Origin of the sequence: Dactylosporangium sp. CA-152071 (assembly GCF_050936335.1) — a bacterium.
GTDB lineage: Bacteria > Actinomycetota > Actinomycetes > Mycobacteriales > Micromonosporaceae > Dactylosporangium > Dactylosporangium maewongense.
Genome location: NZ_JBNJMZ010000002.1, coordinates 959,114 through 976,563, shown reverse-complemented (window position 1 = coordinate 976,563; position 17,450 = coordinate 959,114). Strand labels below are relative to the sequence as shown.

15 protein-coding genes are annotated in these 17,450 nt (G+C 71.3%); 8 read left to right on the top strand and 7 right to left on the bottom strand.

The genetic code is table 11. The features are described 5' to 3' along the window. Window positions 1-110 precede the first annotated feature (110 nt). From ACQEVZ_RS44555 to ACQEVZ_RS44545, 3 genes are all read left to right on the top strand, one after another. Window positions 111-980, top strand: a complete 870-nt coding sequence (locus tag ACQEVZ_RS44555; protein ID WP_433379389.1) for an ABC transporter ATP-binding protein — start codon at window positions 111-113, stop codon at window positions 978-980. Continuing rightward, window positions 977-1,975, top strand: a complete 999-nt coding sequence (locus tag ACQEVZ_RS44550; protein WP_433379386.1) for an ABC transporter permease subunit — start codon at window positions 977-979, stop codon at window positions 1,973-1,975. Before ACQEVZ_RS44555 ends, ACQEVZ_RS44550 begins: the two co-directional genes overlap by 4 nt. Window positions 1,976-2,045: 70 nt before the next feature. Further along, on the top strand, window positions 2,046-2,672 hold the full coding sequence (locus ACQEVZ_RS44545; protein ID WP_433379383.1) for a DUF4328 domain-containing protein: 627 nt from the start codon (window positions 2,046-2,048) through the stop codon (window positions 2,670-2,672). Window positions 2,673-2,719: 47 nt separating this feature from the next. Here ACQEVZ_RS44545 and ACQEVZ_RS44540 read toward each other — a convergent pair whose 3' ends face one another. Next, window positions 2,720-4,201 carry an MFS transporter gene (locus tag ACQEVZ_RS44540; RefSeq protein WP_433379380.1) on the bottom strand — a complete coding sequence of 494 codons (1,482 nt, stop codon included), beginning with the start codon at window positions 4,199-4,201 and terminating at the stop codon, window positions 2,720-2,722. 161 nt (window positions 4,202-4,362) lie between these two features. Between ACQEVZ_RS44540 and ACQEVZ_RS44535 the strand changes: the two genes are divergently transcribed. Next, entirely contained in the window at window positions 4,363-4,779 is a 417-nt protein-coding gene (locus ACQEVZ_RS44535) for a Fur family transcriptional regulator (protein ID WP_360559461.1), read from the top strand. A 35-nt stretch (window positions 4,780-4,814) separates the two neighbouring features. Then, window positions 4,815-7,037 (top strand): catalase/peroxidase HPI, encoded by a 2,223-nt coding sequence (gene katG, locus ACQEVZ_RS44530; protein WP_433379376.1) that lies wholly within the window; start codon window positions 4,815-4,817, stop codon window positions 7,035-7,037. Between the two features lie 53 nt (window positions 7,038-7,090). Here the strand turns inward: katG and ACQEVZ_RS44525 are convergent, their stop codons facing one another. The 3 genes from ACQEVZ_RS44525 to ACQEVZ_RS44515 form a co-directional block, all read right to left on the bottom strand. Then, the gene (locus ACQEVZ_RS44525) at window positions 7,091-8,044 is read right to left on the bottom strand and encodes a hypothetical protein (RefSeq protein ID WP_433379373.1); all 954 of its coding nucleotides are present in this window, start codon (window positions 8,042-8,044) and stop codon (window positions 7,091-7,093) included. Between the two features lie 79 nt (window positions 8,045-8,123). Further along, on the bottom strand, window positions 8,124-9,443 hold the full coding sequence (locus ACQEVZ_RS44520) for a condensation domain-containing protein (protein ID WP_433379370.1): 1,320 nt from the start codon (window positions 9,441-9,443) through the stop codon (window positions 8,124-8,126). Next, window positions 9,443-9,769: a PadR family transcriptional regulator gene (locus tag ACQEVZ_RS44515; protein WP_354903339.1), complete on the bottom strand. Its 327-nt coding sequence runs from the start codon at window positions 9,767-9,769 to the stop codon at window positions 9,443-9,445. The genes ACQEVZ_RS44520 and ACQEVZ_RS44515 overlap by 1 nt, the downstream gene beginning before the upstream one ends. A 196-nt stretch (window positions 9,770-9,965) precedes the next feature. Here ACQEVZ_RS44515 and ACQEVZ_RS44510 point away from each other — a divergent pair, with 196 nt between their 5' ends. Both ACQEVZ_RS44510 and ACQEVZ_RS44505 read left to right on the top strand, forming a co-directional pair. Continuing rightward, window positions 9,966-12,269, top strand: coding sequence for a cellulose binding domain-containing protein (locus tag ACQEVZ_RS44510; protein ID WP_433379366.1), 2,304 nt, complete (start codon window positions 9,966-9,968; stop codon window positions 12,267-12,269). Window positions 12,270-12,456: 187 nt separating this feature from the next. After that, window positions 12,457-13,257, top strand: coding sequence for a leucine-rich repeat domain-containing protein (locus ACQEVZ_RS44505; RefSeq protein ID WP_433379363.1), 801 nt, complete (start codon window positions 12,457-12,459; stop codon window positions 13,255-13,257). Window positions 13,258-13,309: 52 nt separating this feature from the next. Here ACQEVZ_RS44505 and ACQEVZ_RS44500 read toward each other — a convergent pair whose 3' ends face one another. The 3 genes from ACQEVZ_RS44500 to ACQEVZ_RS44490 all read right to left on the bottom strand — a co-directional run bounded on the left by ACQEVZ_RS44500 (window position 13,310) and on the right by ACQEVZ_RS44490 (window position 15,964). Further along, complete coding sequence (locus ACQEVZ_RS44500) at window positions 13,310-14,626, bottom strand: PH domain-containing protein (protein ID WP_433379360.1); 1,317 nt, start codon at window positions 14,624-14,626, stop codon at window positions 13,310-13,312. Continuing rightward, complete coding sequence (locus ACQEVZ_RS44495) at window positions 14,539-14,946, bottom strand: caspase family protein (RefSeq protein ID WP_433379357.1); 408 nt, start codon at window positions 14,944-14,946, stop codon at window positions 14,539-14,541. Before ACQEVZ_RS44495 ends, ACQEVZ_RS44500 begins: the two co-directional genes overlap by 88 nt. A gap of 79 nt (window positions 14,947-15,025) precedes the next feature. Continuing rightward, window positions 15,026-15,964 (bottom strand): hypothetical protein, encoded by a 939-nt coding sequence (locus tag ACQEVZ_RS44490; protein ID WP_433379355.1) that lies wholly within the window; start codon window positions 15,962-15,964, stop codon window positions 15,026-15,028. A 265-nt stretch (window positions 15,965-16,229) separates the two neighbouring features. On the opposite strand from ACQEVZ_RS44490, the gene ACQEVZ_RS44485 reads away from it, so the two are divergent. After that, a complete protein-coding gene (locus ACQEVZ_RS44485; protein WP_433379352.1) occupies window positions 16,230-17,444 on the top strand; it encodes a pectate lyase in 1,215 nt (404 codons plus the stop codon). Window positions 17,445-17,450 lie beyond the last annotated feature (6 nt).

Genomic DNA, 17,450 nt, shown 5'->3' with positions numbered 1-17,450 from the left:
TTAGCCGCGGCGCGGTCACAGCCCGGTCACAGCCGCGCGGACCGTCCCGTGACCGTCCGGCGCCTAGAACTTGACCTCGACACGATCCCATCGAGGACTAGGAGCCGGCGATGACAGCGGTCATCGAAACCCAGGCACTCGGCAAGCGCTACGGGCACGTCACGGCGCTCACCGACTGCACCCTCAGCATCCCGGAAGGGCGCGTCGTCGGGCTGGTCGGCCCGAACGGCGCCGGCAAGTCGACCCTCCTCGGGCTGGTCTGCGGGCTGATCGCACCGAGCTCCGGCAGCATCGCCGTGCTCGGCAACCCGCCCGCCGCCAGCGCGGCGCAGCTGGCCCGGGTCGGGTTCGTCGCGCAGGACGCCCCGATCTACGGCAGTCTCACCGTCGCCGACCACCTGCGCCTCGGCGCCCGCCTGAACCCGCGCTGGGACGCCGCCCTCGCCGAACGCCGAATCCGGCAGCGCAACCTCGACCCGCGGCAGAAGGCCGGGCGGCTCTCCGGCGGGCAGCGGGCCCAGCTCGCCCTGACCATCGCCGCCGCGAAACGCGCCGACCTGCTCATCCTCGACGAGCCCGTCGCCGCGCTCGACCCGCTGGCCCGACGCGCGTTCCTGCAGGACCTGCTCGACTTCGTCGGCGAGCTCGGCGTCAGCGTCGTGCTCTCCTCACACCTGCTCGGCGACCTGGAGCGGGTCTGCGACCACCTCATCGTGCTCGCCTCGGCGCGCGTCCAGCTCAGCGGCGACGTCGCCCAGCTGCTCGGCGAGCACCAGCGGCTCACCGGCACGCTGCCCGGGTTCGACCGGCTGCCCGCCGGCACCGAGATCATCCATGCCGAGCAGAACACGATGGTCGTCCGCACGACCACCCCGATCGACGGCGCAGACCGCGTCGACCTCGAGGACCTCGTCCTCGCCTACCTCACCCGCGCCGCCGGCTTCGACGGCGCCCCGATGCTCGCGGAGGTGGAGGCATGACCTGGCTTGCCTGGCGGCAGTTCCGTGTGCAGGCGGTCGTGACCGCGGCCGCCCTCGCCGCCCTCATCGTCTACCTGCTGGTGCTCGGGTTCAGCATCCGCGCCGCGTACGACACCGACATCGCCGCCTGCACCCCTGCCACGTGCAGCACGGCGGTCGAGCACTTCACCAACACGTACGACGCCCAGGTCGGCCTCGTCGGCGCGCTGCTGCTGGCGATCCCCGCCCTCGTCGGCATCTTCTGGGGCGCCCCGCTGGTCGCCCGGGAGCTGGAGGAGAAGACCGACAAGCTGGTCTGGAACCAGAGCGTCACCCGGACCCGCTGGCTCGCGGTCAAGCTCGGCCTCCTCGGCGCCGTGGCCGTGCTCGCCAGCGGCCTGCTCAGCCTCCTGCTCACGTGGAGCGCCAGCCGCTACGACCAGGTGACCGGCGACCGCTTCGCCGCGCTCAACTTCGCCGCCCGCAACGTCGTGCCCGTCGGCTACGCCCTCTTCGCGTTCACCCTCGGCGCGGTCACCGGCCTGGTCGTGCGCCGCACCCTGCCGGCGATGGCGATCACCCTGGCCGTGTTCGCGCTGGTACAGGTCGCGGTGCCCAACGGCATCCGCCAGCACATCATGCCGCCGGTCACCGAGACGGTGACGGTGGACGCGGCGGTCATGGAGCGCATCAACGGCCTCGGCATCAGGGGCTCCGAGGGCGCGTTCCTCACCGGGTACAGCGCGCCCGGCGTGTGGTCGCTCAGCGAGGAGATGAAGCTGTTCAAGCCCGACGGGTCGCCGTACCTCGAGGCCGACGCCGTGCCGTGCATGGCCGCCGGCAGCTTCGCGAAGGCCAAGGCCTGCACGGCGAGCCAGAACCTGCACTTCTCCTACGTCTACCAGCCGGGCTCCCGGTACTGGCCCTTCCAGTGGATCGAGCTGTCCGCCTACCTGGTCCTGACCCTGCTGCTGACCGCCCTCGGCTTCCTGTGGATCCGCCGGCGCCGCGCCTGACACCTTCCGGACAGGCGGCCCGCACGTGGATTGCAGGTGGGCTGCACGCGGTGCGGTGCACGCTGCCCGAATGATCGAGACGGGTACCGCTGCACCGCACCGCCTGGCGACGACGGGCTGGGTGGTGATCGGCGCGCTCGGCGTCGCCGCACTGGCGCACGCATACACCATCGTCGACTCCCTGCGCGGCCCGGTCGCCGGCACCGGCGAGGTCGTCGCGTCCGAGTCCAGCGTGACCCTCGGCATCTTCGCCAACGCCGACACCCAGTCGGTCGTGCTCAACGCCGCCCGGCTGCTGGTGCTCGCCGCCCTCATCGTCTGGCTGTACCTGGTCCGCGACAACTTCGACCGGCGCGACGAGACCAGCGTCCGCTGGCCCAAGGCCTTCACCATCGCCGGTTGGTTCATCCCCGTCGCCAACATCGTCATCCCGCAGCAGGTCGTCAAGGAGCTGTACGCCCGCAGCAACCCCGACCGCTCCTGGACCCCGACCGGCGTGGTCAGCTCCTGGTGGCTGCTGCTGCTGGTCAGCCTGTTCGCCTCCACCGAGACGAAGCTCTACGCCGACGGCTTCAAGGACGTGCACACCCCCGTCGAGGTCGCCTACGTCACCGGCGCCGCCGGCATCCTCGCCGCCCTCCTCGCCGCCTTCATCGTCCTTCGCATCACCACCTGGCAGGACGACGCTCAGTCCTGACACCGTCGTGTTCGAGCTCGACCAGGAGCAACTGACAGGCCAGTTGGTCAGTGCGGTTGTTCCGGGGCTGGGGACTGGGTCGGGGACGGCGACGGGGACGGGGTGCGGGGGAGCAGCACGGACACCAGGAGGCCGCCGACCGCGATCACGAGCAGGACCACCAGCGACGCCGCGTACGGGTGGGCGCCGGGGTGAGCGGCGGACACGATGACCGAGCCGGCCAGGGCGGTGCCCAGCGACGAGCCGAGGTTCGACACGGAGCGGGACATGCCGGAGATGTCGCTCTGGTCGCGGTCGGGGAACGAGGACTGCACCAGGTTGACGGACGCGGTGAGCATGGTGCCGAGGCCCAGGCCGGCGAGCAGCAGGCCCGGGACGGTGCGCCAGATGCCGGTGCCGGCGGCGACCAGGGCGAGCAGGGTGGCCATGCCGGCGACGGTGAGGACGAAGCCGGCGATGATCAGGGTGCGCTGGGTGCGGTTGCGGGCGAAGCGCTCGGCGGCCGCCGACGAGGCCAGGATTCCGGCGGTCGCTGGGGTGAGCACCAGGCCGGTCATGACGGCGTTGTAGCCGAGGGCGTCCTGCAGGTACACGGCGGTGACGAAGAACGTGCCCTGCATGATCAGCCACTGCACCGCCTGCGTGCCCAGGCCGAGGTTGGCGGCGCGGTCGCGGAACAGGCGCAGGTGCAGCAGCGGCTCGCGGCCACGCCGCTCGGCGCGGTGCAGGTGCCAGGCGAACGCGGCGAGCGTCAGCGCCCCGAGGGTGAGCGTCGGCCAGACGGGTGAGATGCCGCCCTCGGCGATGACGACCCAGCCGGCGACGACGACGTCCGAGCGTGCGGCGCCCCAGCCGTACGTGGTGGACAGCAGCACGCCGAGCACCACGAGCAGCAGCCCGGCGGCGGACAGCAGCGCGCCCGTCACGTCGAAGGACGGCGCCGGGCCGGTGCGGGCGGGGGCGGGCAGCCGGCGGATCAGCACGATGATCCACGCGATGACGATGACCTGCAGCAGGAACGACGCCCGCCAGCTGAACAGGCTGGTGATGAGGCCGCCGATGAGCGGGCCGGTCGCGGCGCCGAGCGCGCCGGCGCCGCTGACGATGCCGAAGTACCGCGCCCGGGTCGCGAGGTCCGGGGCCATGACGGTGACGAGGATGTAGATCGGCGGGATCATCAGCGCCGAGCCGACGCCCTCCAGTAGCGCGTTGCCGAGGATCATGACGCCGAGGCCGGGGGCGAGCGCGGCGAGGAGGGCGCCGGTGCCGTACAGCAGCAGCCCGGCGACCAGGCAGCGCTTGCGGCCCCACACGTCGGTGAGCTTGCTGCCCGGGATCATCAGGGCGGCCATGGTGAGCGTGAACAGCGTGATGCTCGCCTGGACGCCGAACACCGTGGTGTCCAGATCGCGGGCCATCGGTGCGATGGCGACGTTCATCGCGGTGCCGGCGTAGCTGCAGATGAACTGGGCCAGGGCGAGCGGCAGGATCATTGCCCGCGCGACGTCCGCGGACGGGGCGTTCGGCACCTGTCGATCGTCGGCCGCGCCGGGGCCGGCCGCGCCATCCGCGCGGGATGACCGGACGGCGCGTCCGCGGGTTCCGCGGCGTCTCATCCGGCAGGATGAAGTGCAGGGACACTCCCGGTGAAAACTTGAACTGTTCCAGACTAGTGGTCTATGTTGATCGTGTGACGTTCGACTTCGAGGCGCAGTTGCGGGCGGCCTCGTTGCGGGTGACGAAGCCGCGGCTGGCGGTCCTCGCCGCCCTGCACGAGCACCGGCACGTCGACACGGACACGGTGATCACCCTCGTGCGCGCCGAACATCCCATGGTCTCCCACCAGGCGGTCTACGATGTTCTGCGGGCGCTCACCGACGCCGGTCTGGTGCGGCGCATCGAGCCGGCCGGCAGCACCGCCCGCTACGAGTCCCGGGTGGCGGACAACCACCACCACGTCGTGTGCCGTTCGTGTGGCGCGATCGCCGATGTCGACTGCGCCGCCGGCCACGTTCCTTGTCTCACCGCCTCGGACGACCACGGCTACGTGGTCGACGAGGCGGAAGTCGTGTATTGGGGCACCTGCCCCGACTGCGCCTCGAAATGATTCGGTCCGTTCGGACGAAAGACGGAAGGAAGACCATGAGCGACACCCAGGCCACGGCAGGCGGCTGCCCAGTCGCGCACGGCAGCGAGAGCGAGAACCCGGCGATCGACTCGCCGACCCCGAAGACCGGTGGACGTCCGCGCACCAACCGCGACTGGTGGCCCAACCAGCTCGACCTTTCCGTGCTGCACGCCCACTCGTCCAAGGGCAACCCGCTCGGGGCGGACTTCGAGTACGCCAAGGAGTTCCAGAAGCTCGACGTCGAGGCCCTCAAGCGCGACATCACCGAGGTGCTGACCACCTCGCAGGACTGGTGGCCGGCCGACTTCGGGCACTACGGCGGCCTCATGATCCGGATGAGCTGGCACGCCGCCGGCACGTACCGGATCCACGACGGCCGCGGCGGCGCCGGCGACGGCGGGCAGCGCTTCGCCCCGCTCAACAGCTGGCCCGACAACGCCAACCTCGACAAGGCCCGCCGGCTGCTGTGGCCGGTGAAGGCCAAGTACGGCCAGAAGATCTCGTGGGCCGACCTGCTCGTGCTCGCCGGTAACGTGGCCCTGGAGTCGATGGGCTTCAAGACCTTCGGCTTCGGCTTCGGCCGCGCGGACGTCTGGGAGCCCGAGGAGATCTTCTGGGGCCCCGAGGACACCTGGCTCGGCGACGAGCGCTACGTCGGTGAGGCCGAGATGGCCTCCGAGGTCGGCGCGGCCGAGATGGGCCTCATCTACGTCAACCCGCAGGGTCCCCGCGGCAACGCCGACCCGCTCAACGCGGCGTACTTCATCCGGGAGACGTTCGCCCGGATGGCCATGAACGACGAGGAGACCGTCGCCCTCATCGCCGGCGGCCACACCTTCGGCAAGGCGCACGGCGCCGGCGACGCCGACGAGCACGTGGGCCCGGAGCCCGAGGGCGCCCCGCTGGAGTCGCAGGGCCTCGGCTGGCTGAGCACCCACGGCAGCGGCAAGGCCGGTGACACGATCACCAGCGGCCTCGAGGTCACCTGGACCGACAAGCCCACCGAGTGGAGCAACCGCTTCTTCGAGATCCTGTTCGGCTACGAGTGGGAGCTCACCACGAGCCCCGCCGGCGCCAAGCAGTGGGTCGCCAAGGACGCCGAGGCGATCATCCCGGACGCGCACGACCCGTCCAAGAAGCACAGGCCCACGATGCTCACCACCGACCTCTCGCTGCGGGTGGATCCGGTGTACGAGAAGATCTCCCGCCGCTTCCTCGAGAACCCCGAGGAGTTCGCGCTCGCGTTCGCCAAGGCCTGGTACAAGCTGCTGCACCGCGACATGGGTCCGGTCAGCCGCTTCCTCGGCCCGTGGGTCGCCGAGCCGCAGCTGTGGCAGGACCCGGTCCCGGCCGTCTCGGGCCAGCTCGTCGGCGACGCCGACGTCGCCGCGCTCAAGGCGAAGGTCCTGGACTCCGGCCTCAGCGTCGCGCAGCTGGTCTCCACCGCGTGGGCGTCGGCGGCGAGCTTCCGCTCCACCGACAAGCGCGGCGGTGCCAACGGCGCCCGCATCCGCCTGGAGCCGCAGCGCAGCTGGGAGGTCAACCAGCCGGCGCAGCTCGCCGAGGTCCTCGGCACGCTCGAGGGCATCCAGCAGGAGTTCAACGCCGCGGGCGGCGCGCAGATCTCTCTCGCCGACCTCATCGTGCTGGCCGGCTCGGCCGCGGTGGAGAAGGCGGCCCGCGACGCGGGCGTCGAGGTGACCGTGCCGTTCCGGGCGGGCCGCACCGACGCGAGCCAGGAGGAGACCGACGTCGAGTCGTTCCGCGTCCTGGAGCCCCGCGCCGACGGCTTCCGCAACTACCTGCGCCCCGGCGAGAAGACCCAGCCGGAGATCCTGCTCGTCGACCGCGCGTACATGCTGGACCTCACCGCACCCGAGATGACCGTCCTCGTCGGCGGCCTGCGGGCGCTGGGCAACAACGTCGGCGGCGCCGCGCACGGTGTCCTCACCGACCGCCCCGGCGTGCTCACCAACGACTACTTCGCCAACCTGCTGTCCCCGGGCACCAAGTGGAAGGCGTCGGAGTCGCAGGAGCACGTCTACGAGATCCAGGACGTGTCGACCGGCGACGTGAAGTGGACCGCCACCGCGGTCGACCTCATCTTCGGCTCCAACTCGCAGCTGCGCGCCCTCGCCGAGGTCTACGCCAGCGCCGACGCCCGCGACAAGTTCGTGACCGACTTCGTCGCGGCCTGGACGAAGGTCATGGAGCTGGACCGCTTCGACCTGTCCTGATCCTGTACTGAACCCTTGTCGGGCCCGGTCGCCGCGTGCGGCCGGGCCCGGCCTCACGGCTGGGGATCGTGTCCGTCTACCGGTGACGCCGCGTCGTCCGGTTGTGCGGCTTGTTCAGTGCCGGCCCGGCGGAGCGGGGCGCCGTCGGTGGTGGCGAGCCGGTGGGCGAAGATGCCGCCGCCGGCCGTGACGGCGAGGATCAGCGGCACCGAGTACATCAGGCCGGGGAACATGCCGACGTCCTGCAGGGTGGCGGCGATGCCCGCGTTGAGGCCGCCCAGCGCGGCGACCGCCGCCACGACCGGCAGCCCCCGCCAGGCCCGCTTGCGAGCCGCCGGCACCAGGCCGAGCAGGAGGATGACCGCGGCCGTGCCGGCGCCGGCCAGCGGCGGCAGGCCGGTGAGCGACGGGGCGGCGAGCGACGGTGGCGGCTCGTAGTAGCAGCAGCCCTCGCCGGAGTCGGGTGAGCCGAGCCGGTGCCACGCGCCCCGCACGTCCCGGTAGAGCAGCCCGTCCCGCCCGTCGGCGACGAAGACCACGTGCCCGCTCGGCACGGCGTGCACGACCAGCGACTGCGACGACAGGTGCTGGGCCGGGTCGCCGAGCCGCGGATACTTCGCGCCGAGTCTGGTGTACGCGTCGCCGCTCACCTGCCACACCGTGCCGAACGTGGTGCCGCCGTCGGTGCTCTGCTCGACCCGCAGCGCGTCACCCGGCACCCGGTAGCAGAGGTCCTGCTGGCATTGCCGGGCCTGTGGCGTACCGGCGGCGACCTCGCCCTCGATCCACTCGACGGCCGCACCGGAGTCGTCGACCCGCCACGCGGTCGTGCGCTCGCGCCGCAGCACGTGGACCACCACGGTGCCCGGCGCCGAGTCCAGGACCGCGGTCACCTCGCCGAGCTCGTCCGCGTGCTGCCCGGCGGTCCCGGACGTGCACGACCACAGCAGCCCCGACAGCAGCACGCCGCCGAGCAGGACGACCAGCACTTGCCCCCGTCTGTTCATCCGCCCAGAATCCCAGCGATCGACAACGCTCAGGCCACACCCCAGCCACGATCGCGCGCACCAACGATGCCGACGCGACCTAGACGGCGGCGGCGACGGCGATGGTCTGCATGGCGCGGACCCAGGACTCCGCGAGGGCCGGGGCGAGGTGGTGAGTGTCGAAGACGATCCGCACCAGCAGGGCGTCCGGGGTGTCCTCGACGTTCACCATGAGCGGCTCGTGCGGGTCGTCGCGGGCGACCGGCCAGTCGAAGCGGGTCGCGGCCAGCGCGGACGCCATCTGCGGCAGGGTCACCGCGGCGGGCGGTGCGGAGCGGTCGCCGGTGCGGCGGTCGTTGAAGAGCACCGACAGGTCGATGGCGGTGCCGCGCTCCCGCTCCACGCCGGCGACGGTGGCGGCGAGCTGCAGGGGGTCGAAGCTGGCGTACTTGTAGGTCGACAGGACCGCGCCACGGACCCGGTCCAGCAGCGTTGGGAACGCGGCGCCGAGCGCGTCGACGACGAGCAGGCCGGCCTGGTTGACGGGGCACACCACGTCGGCGAGGCCGGGCCAGAAGCGGTTGCCGACGATCGGGCGGATCACGACCGGGTCGACGCCGGTGACGCGGGCGGTCGCCGCCGCGAACACCGCCAGGAGCACGGTCGCCGAGTCGACGCCGTGCCGGTCGGCGAGGGTACCCAACGCCAGCCGGAGCGCGGGGGAGTGCAGTAGTCCCTCGCGGTAGCGCGGCTCGCACCTGTCGGCGGACTCCGGCACGGTACGGGCGGGCACGGTCAGCAGGGTCCGCCGCCAGTACCGCAGCGCCGCCTCGTTCTGCCGGCGGCCGGACGGGGAGCGCTGCCGCCGCACCTGCTCGAGGGGCTGCATGCCGGCGACCGGGGCGGGCTCCCGCCGGGTCACCTCGTCCATCATGACGACCCCGCCGAGCGCGTCGGTGACGAGGTGCGTGACGACGGAGACCTGGTGGGTGAGCGCGCCGCGGTGCCGCACGACGCCGACCCGCAGCGGCCAGTCCTTGACGTAGTCGTAGTCCCAGGCCCGGAACCAGTCGAAGACGGCGCCGGCGAACTCCAGCGGGTCCGCGTCGTCGGGCGCGTCGAAGACCTCGATCGTGAAGGACCCGGACGCCGACACCTCCTGCCGCACCGCCCCGTCGGGCAGGAAGCGCAGCCGGGTGCGCATCGTCTGGTACCGCCCGATCGTGTACCGCAGGTCGTCCACGATGTCGTCGAGGGTGGTGCCGGGCCGCAGGGTGCTCGGCCCGCCGATCGGGATCCAGCTGCGCTGCCGCTGCATCGCCAGCCAGATCTCCTGCTGCCCCCACGACAGCTCGTCTTCGCCGGCCCCCTCGCCGGCGAAGTCGAACCGGACCAGCTCCGCCGCCACGAGCTCGGTCATCACGCGCTCACCGCCGGGCGGGCCCGCAGCCGGCGGTCGGCCGCGGCGGCGTTGCGGTGCAGGCGGTCGGTCTCGGCGCTGAGCAGGTCGAGACCCGGCGTGGTGAGCCGGTAGTAGCGCCGCAGCCGCGAGGCGACGACCTCCTCGTGGTCCACCTCGATGAGCCCGTCGCCGCGGAGCCGGTCGAGGATTCCGTACAGGGTGCCGGGCTGCAGGCGGACCCGGTCCTCGGAGATGCGTCGCACGTCCTCCAGGACGCCGTACCCGTGCTGCGGCTCGCCCGCCAGCGCGGCCAGGATCAGGAACGTCGGTTCACGCAGCGGCATGACCGGCAACACCTTTCAGCGGGAACGGGGAGCTGCCCGACGCTAACACCGTCGATGCGTGCGCGGCCGATACAAAAACCGATACAGCGCGCGGCCGTATCGCGGCCCGTAGCGCCGGCCGTATCGCCGGTTCACCTCGCGGTACAAACGCCGCCGCTGAACCAATAGATGCACATCCACATCCTGGAGGCATCGCATGCACGTGGGAACCGGAAAGCGTCGAGCACTCGTGGCGGTGGCCGGGCTGGTCGCCGCCCTCCTGCCCGCCGCGGCCGCGCACGCCGCACCGTCCACCTTCACCCCCGCCGCCACGTACAACGGCGGCGGCACCCGCTACCTCAGCACCCAGGTCACCGCCCCCGAGGGCCAGTACCAGGTGGCGACGAACCTGTGGAACCCGGCCGTCAGCGGCGGGTTCACGATGAACTACGACACCGCCACCACCGGGTTCTCGGTCACCAACTACACCGCCAACTCGTACTTCGGCACCGACCCGAACACCGGTCCGGCCTGCACCAACGGGACCGACCCGCTCGACCCGAACTGCGACTGGGCCGGCACCGGCGACCCGTGGGTCAACCCCAACTCCGGCGTGCGCGACCAGTACGCCACGACCGGCGGCACCGCGCCGTTCGTGGCGCAGCAGCCGCCGAACGACGGCGTCAACCACACCACCGGCACCGCCAACGAGTTCAGCCACCAGATCCACGCGCCGGCCGCGTACCCGAGCATCATCTCCGGCTGCCACTGGGGCACCTGCTCGCCGTCGGGCACGACCCCGGCCGGTGCGCCGTTCCCGAAGCAGACCGCCGGCGTGGCCCGGATGGACTCGGTCTGGAACATCACCGTCCCGGCGACCCCCGGCGGCAACGAGGCCTGGGACGCGTCCTACGACATCTGGTTCGACTCCAACTGCCGCCCGCAGCCGAGCACCTGCGCGACGCAGGGCAGCACGCTGCCGACGAACCCGCAGCTGCTGAACAACCCGGGCCAGAACGACGGCGCCGAGATCATGATCTGGGTGAACAACCAGGGCTACGTGAACGCCCAGCCCGGCGACGCGCAGAACCCGACGGCGTACGCCGCCCACGCCGGCAAGATCCAGCCGGCCGGCATGCCGCTCCTCGTCGACGTGAAGATCCCCGGCATCCGCACCACGGTGAACGGCGTCGCGACCGACACCACGTTCGACGTGTGGGGCGGCCGCGTCCGCAGCTTCGACAACGGCGTGCGGTGGAACGTCATCTCGTTCGTCGCCCGTACCAAGGGCACCGGGCTCGTCGGTGACCCGGCCGTGCCCGGCACCGTCCCGGCCAACGGCGGCTTCGACAGCCACATCTTCACCAAGTACGCCGCGAGCCTCGACGACATGGGCATCTACTGCTCCACCGACCCCGGCTCGCCGATCACCCCCGAGCAGACGATCTGCCTGGAGCCGAAGTGGTGGGTCACCTCGGTGCAGGCCGGCTTCGAGATCTGGAACCTGCCGCAGACCTCGACGCTCGCCACGACCAGGTTCAGCGTGAACCCGGTCGCGGTCAGCGGCGGCATCAACACCGGCGGCCGGGCCACGCCGGACGGCACGCCGCTCGTGCACTGGGACGACGTGTTCACCATCAACGCGACCGGCTGCACCCCGGCCACGAGCGCCACGTGGACGATCGTCGGGCGCAACTACAACACGACCCCGCCGACGGAAGGGTTCCGGCTCAACGGCACCCTCACCCACGTCGGGTCCGGCAACTACGCGGCGACCGGCGTCGGCCCGCTGCGCAACCCGGCCGCCGGCTATGTCCTGCACGACGAGGCGCAGGTCATCATCACCATCGTGTGCAACGGCGTCACGTTCACCAGCACCGGCAACCTCTTCATCGACCCGAGCGGGAAGGTGTCCAACACGGCCGGTTCGCCGATCAGCGGGGCGACGGTGACGCTGTACCGCTCGGCGACGCAGACCGGCACGTACACCGCCGTCCCCAACGGCAGCACCACGATCATGTCGCCGCGCAACCGGGCGAACCCGTCACTCACCAACGGCTACGGCTTCTACCGGTGGGACGTCTCGCCCGGCTGGTACAAGGTGCGGGTGACGAAGGCGGGGTGCACCGCGCCCGGCAGTTCGCAGACGTTCGTGGAGTCGCCCGCCAAGCAGGTGTCGGCGAACCTGCCGCCGGTGACGAACCTGGACCTGACGATGTACTGCGGTGAGCAGTCCACGCTGCCCGCCACCGTCGTCGTCCGTCCGCCCGGCGTCCGCCCGGTCAGCCAGGGCGGCTACTGCGCCGACGTGTACGTCACCAACAACACCGGCGCGGCGAAGGAATGGTTCGCGACCTTCGCGATCCCGGCCGGCCAGCACATCAGCCAGACCTGGAACATGGTCCTGACCCAGCAGGGCGCGACCGCCGTCAACGCCCACGCCGACCCCGCAAACCCCTGGAACAAGATCCTCCAACCCGGCCAGACGACGAACGACGTCGGCTTCTGCACCGGCCCGTAGTCCACGCAGTCGCGGGCCCGTCCCTCACCCCGAGGCACGGGCCCGCCCGCCCGCCGCCGGCTAGGATCGCGCTGGTACGACAAGCTCCACGTCCACGTCCCCTCCGACGACCAGCCGCATCCGACGGCCACCTGAACGCGCCCCCAGCCGCCGGCCAGGACGCCGGTGCCATCGATATGCTCCCCTGATGGGCGCAGACGAGGTCATGCCGCACGTGTTCCCCAACCGGTTCGCGGACGCGGTCGGACCCGATGGGGGTGGGCCCGACCGGGACAGGTGCTTGTGCACCGGTTACCCCGACGAGACGCAGCCGGCAACCGTCTCCTTCCACGGGGATCGGCAGGACACCTCGGCGGCCGGCTGGCGGCATCTGTTGGCGCTGATCGATGAGGCGGCGGCGGACGGGCGGACGGTGTTCAAACCGTTCGTGGAGCTGAGCGCTCCCGAGCGGCGGCAGATCGTCACGCTGCCGACGGCGATCGCGAAGCTGACCGCGGTCAAACATCTGGTGCTGTACGGCACGAACCTGGTGCGCATCCCACCGGAGATCGGGGCCATGACGAGTCTTGAGATGTTCGAGCCCTACACGTCGCACCGATTGCACTGGTACCCGTACGAGCTGACCAGATGCGCGAAGCTTGCCCACAGCACGGTGAGCACGCGAGCCCTGTACGGCAACTTCAAGTACCGGTCGCCGTTTCCGGCGCTGCGGCCGCTGACCGGTGCCGGGGATGTGGACCTCGCAGTGCTCGACCCGGGTGTGTGGGGTGCCGACGCGGTGCGGATCTGCAGCGTCTGCGACGGGCCGGTCGACCGTGAGCTGCGCCAGGTCTGGATCTCTCGCTGGGTCGGCACTGACGTGCTGCCGTTGCTGGTCAATGCCTGCTCTGCGAGGTGTGTGGCGGCGCTGCCGGAGCCGCACAGCGGCTACGTCTCGACCCCGCACACCGGCGGCCCCGACGTCGTGCAGCCCGCCGCCGAGTGGTGAGGTGACGTCCGCGAATCGCTGACCCGGCGAGCTTGGCTGACGGATGTGCCGGTCAGGGGCGGGTGCGGTCCGGGCGGTGGTCGCGGACGTCGAGCGTGCGCATGTTGGGGCGCCAGCTGTCGCCGCCGAACTGTTCCAGGGCGGCCATCAGGCGGCGGGCGCTCCACACCGACAGGGCGAGGTTGCGGACCACGATGCTGCTGTCTCGGGCCGTCATCAGCCACGGTGAGTGGACCTGGCTGTCGGGCGCCAGCCGGTCGGCGATGTACAGGATCCGCCGGCCCGGCAGCCGGGTGCGCCACGGCAGCACCGCCACGTATCGCATGCCCGCCCACGGGTACTTGGTGGTGCGGAACGGGCCGGCGATCTCGATGCCGTCGGCGCCGACGCCGATGGTGCGCCAGGGCTTCTCGAACACCAGGCGGGCGAACAGCACCGCGACGGCCACGGTCACCAGCACGGCGGTGAACCAGTCGACCGTGGCGGCCAGCAGCGCCCCCACCGCGATCGTGAACAGGCGGCCGCCGAGCCGGTCCACCGGCGCCGGGAACCGCTTGACCCGGTCGTCGATCTCGTCGACGGTCAGCACCTTCCGGCCGGCGGCGGCGCTCAACGCGTGCGCGACCTGCGCGGCCGGGGCGTCCACGTCGTTGAGCGAGCACAACGTGTCCCACGCCTTGACCGTGGTCGATTTCGACGTCGTCGGCCGGTCGTCCTTGCCCGTGGTGATGGTGCTCGACGTGGTTGTGGTCTCGGTCGTCTCCGTCCGGATCTCCACGTCGTACCGCGGGAACAACAGCAGCGAGCGGGACCTCCGCAGGCGGACGCCGAGGATCTCGTCCCAGCTGTGCTGACGGTCCCAGAGCAGGCTGCGGTGGGCGATGCCGTTCGGCGTGATGCGCAGCCGCGTGGTGATCCAGAACAGTCGGTAGAGCGCGACGAGAACCCCGATCATGGCGATGACCAGCCCGGCGATGCCGGTGTCGCGATCACCTTCGGACAGCGCCACGGCGCACGCGAACGTCAGCGTCACCGTCCAGGCGACCTGCCGCATCCGCTCCCGGATCAGCTCGGCCGGCGCCCGGAACGTCGTGCCCCCGCTGGCGAGCTGGTCGGGCTCGACGGTTCCCTCGTAGCGGGCGTTGCGGAACAGTCCGACCCGGTCGATGGCGCCGCTCTGGTTGATCCGCGGCTGTCCGAGCACCGCGCGGAGGTGCTGGAACACGGCGGTGATGGTCAGCGTCGGCTCGCCGTTGTCGAGGCCCTGGCGGACGGCGCGGATCAGCGCCCCGGTGAAGAGCGTGAACCGGCCCTCGACGTCGACCGGGTTGGCGTGGAAGTTGGCGTCACCGGACGACAGGATGGCCACCCGTCGGCCTCCTGCAGGTCGGACTCGTTGTCGCCGTCGCCCATCAGCGGCAGCGCCGCGCCGCTGTAGCAGCAGTCGAGGATCAGGATCCGGTACCGCGCCCGGCTCTCCAGGATCAGGCTCCGGATGTGTTGCACGTCGATCGCCGTCGCCGGCAGGTCGTCGGGATCGGTGTCACCGACCTGGAGGTAGAGACCCCGCAGCCGGGGGTCGCGCTGACCGTGCCCCGAGAAGTAGACCACCAGGACGTCCTGCGCCTCGTCCGCGGCCCTGCGCACCGGGCCGGTCACGTCCCCTGGCCGTTGTGGGTTGATCAGCACCTGGCAGTTGCCGATTGTGCGTAATGCCGGAGACGAAGGCGGGGTGCACCGCGCCGCGCGAGCGTGCCGAGGGGCGAGGTTACGCGTGGGGGCTCAGCATGGTGAACAGGACGAGGAACGCCGCTGCTGCCAGGGCGGCGGACAGCAGCAGGAGGAACCAGGCTCGGCTCCGGCGGGCCGGTGCAGCGGGGATCGCACCGGGTGTGCCGCCGCCGGCTTCTCGTGCCGGGCGGGACTGCGGCTGCGTGGTTACCGGTGCGGGATCCGCCGCCGGCCCGGGGCCTGCGGTCCGGACAGCGAGGTAGGCCGGCGCGGGCATCGAACTGCCGAAGCGCAGGCGGGCGGTGGCGGTGGCAGCGGCCCACCCGATGGTCGAGGTCACCAGCGGCAGCGCCACAAGGTAGAACACGGCCTGGTTGCCGAGGTCGTCGGCGACGATCTGGGCGGTCGTCCATCCGTCGCTGGGATCGTGCCCGGTGGCGCCGACGACCGCGACCGCGAGGACCCCGTACAGGTAGACGGCCAGGGCGGCGGTGACGGTGGCCAGGCGTGCGGCGCGCCGGCCGACAGCGGCGCCGCCGCCCCATAGCGTGGCGCCCGCGCCGACCAGGACGGGCGTCAGGACGATCAACCACGGGTGGTGCGGGATCGGCTTGAGCCACTCCTCGAACGTGAACCCACCGACCGCCAGCCAGGCCGCGGTGACGAGCAGGGCGCCGACCAGTCCGGGGCCGGCCACACCCGGGCGGCGAAGCAACACGCCCCCGCCGAGGACGTAGCCGACCAGGAGCAGCAGCAGGATCAAGGTCCCGGCCCAGGTCCAGCCGTCGGTGTGCAGCCGGTAGTGCACGTGTGTGGCGACGTACAGCCCGCCGGCGCCGGCCGCGGCGGCCGTCATGGCCGCGAGGGCCGCGGCCGCGGGCCCCCAGGGCGGCACGACCACCGCGGCGGCGACGCAGCCGAGGGCGAAGCGCCAGCGCCGGGCCCGCCCGTCGAGGCGGTCCAGTTCGCCGATCACCTACTCAGGCAGCGGTGAGCTGCAAGACCGCCAGGGATGATCGCCGGCGAGGTACGGGCGGCGCGTCCCGTGCTGGACGCCGCCCCGCTTTCGGTGCGCCAGTCGGTCGGGGTCGGGACCCTGGAATTTTCACGGTTGGTCACGCCGATAAACGGGTGATACCGGACATCCGATTGCCTCGGCATCGGCTCGTCCCTACGTTCCCAGGAAAGCGCTTTCCCGTCATGGTCGGGAGAGCGGTCCACTCTCGGAAGGTGAGACACGGATGAGACGACCAGTCGCCGTACGGTGGCTAGCTGCGGGAGCCGCCGCGGTCGCAGCCGCCGGTGTCACGCTGACGCTGCAGATGCCCCAAGCCGCGGCAGCCGACAACCTGAGCCTCAGCGCCGGCGCCGACGGCTCCAGTAAGGCCAGCGGCACCAGCTACGGCAATGTCAAAGACGGCAACACCAGCACCTACTGGTCGCCGGACGGCTCGACCGGCTCGATCTCGATCAAGTGGGGCAGCACGACAACGGTGGCCTCGGCGGTCATCCGGCAGGCCTCGGGCGGTGGGTCCATCGGCGCCTGGCGAGTCCTGAACTACGACACGAGCGCCGTCCTGGCCAGCGGCAGCGGCAGCCCGAGCACCATCAACTTCTCGTCAGTGTCGCTGAAGAAGCTCACCTTCGAGATCACCAGCGCGTCTGGCACGCCGCGGATCGCCGAGTTCGAGACGTACGCCAGTGGCGGCTCGAACCCGACGCCGACCTCGACCGGCGGCGGCAACCCGACGCCGACCCCGACCTCGACCGGGGGCGGCAACCCGACCACGTCGTGGCCGGCGTCGCAGGGCAACGTGACGATCTCCGGCACGGTCAATGTCTCCGGCACGTTCGACGGCGGCATGAAGACCTACTGCTGCATCGGTGACGGTGGCCAGTCGGAGAGCCAGGACCCGATGTTCAAGATCGCCAACGGTGGCACCCTGCAGAACGTGATCCTGGGTTCGCCCGCCGGCGACGGTGTGCACTGCGAAGGCACCTGCACGCTCAGGAACGTGTGGTGGAACGACATCGGTGAGGACGCCGCCACGTTCAAGGGCACCGGCGGCGGCACCTCGTACGTGATCGGCGGCGGCGCCCGGTCGGGCTCCGACAAGACGTTCCAGCACAACGGCAACGGCACCGTGAGCATCAGTGGCTTCTACCTCAAGGGCACCGGCAAGCTGTACCGGGCGTGCGGGAACTGCTCCAGCTCGTACCAGCGGCACGTGCGGATCGACAACGTGATCGTCGACGACGTGGACATGGTCGCCGGCATCAACTCCAACTGGGGCGACACCGCGACGATCACGCGGGTCACGGTCTACAACGGCTCCAGCACCACGGTGTGCGGCAAGTACAAGGGCGTCAGCAAGGGTTCCGAGCCGACCTACCTCGGCGAGGGCTGGAACGACGCCAACTGCAAGGTGAACAAGAGCGACATCACCTACAAGTGACCTGAC

Coding starts and splice junctions, on each gene's coding strand:
- ACQEVZ_RS44550 (WP_433379386.1), top strand. CDS start 977: ATGACCTGGCTTGCCTGGCGGCAGTTCCGTGTGCAGGCGGTCGTGACC.
- ACQEVZ_RS44515 (WP_354903339.1), bottom strand. CDS start 9,769: ATGCCGCTGCGTGAACCGACGTTCCTGATCCTGGCCGCGCTGGCGGGC.
- ACQEVZ_RS44525 (WP_433379373.1), bottom strand. CDS start 8,044: ATGAACAGACGGGGGCAAGTGCTGGTCGTCCTGCTCGGCGGCGTGCTG.
- ACQEVZ_RS44510 (WP_433379366.1), top strand. CDS start 9,966: ATGCACGTGGGAACCGGAAAGCGTCGAGCACTCGTGGCGGTGGCCGGG.
- ACQEVZ_RS44520 (WP_433379370.1), bottom strand. CDS start 9,443: ATGACCGAGCTCGTGGCGGCGGAGCTGGTCCGGTTCGACTTCGCCGGC.
- katG (WP_433379376.1), top strand. CDS start 4,815: ATGAGCGACACCCAGGCCACGGCAGGCGGCTGCCCAGTCGCGCACGGC.
- ACQEVZ_RS44545 (WP_433379383.1), top strand. CDS start 2,046: ATGATCGAGACGGGTACCGCTGCACCGCACCGCCTGGCGACGACGGGC.
- ACQEVZ_RS44555 (WP_433379389.1), top strand. CDS start 111: ATGACAGCGGTCATCGAAACCCAGGCACTCGGCAAGCGCTACGGGCAC.
- ACQEVZ_RS44505 (WP_433379363.1), top strand. CDS start 12,457: ATGGGCGCAGACGAGGTCATGCCGCACGTGTTCCCCAACCGGTTCGCG.
- ACQEVZ_RS44485 (WP_433379352.1), top strand. CDS start 16,230: ATGAGACGACCAGTCGCCGTACGGTGGCTAGCTGCGGGAGCCGCCGCG.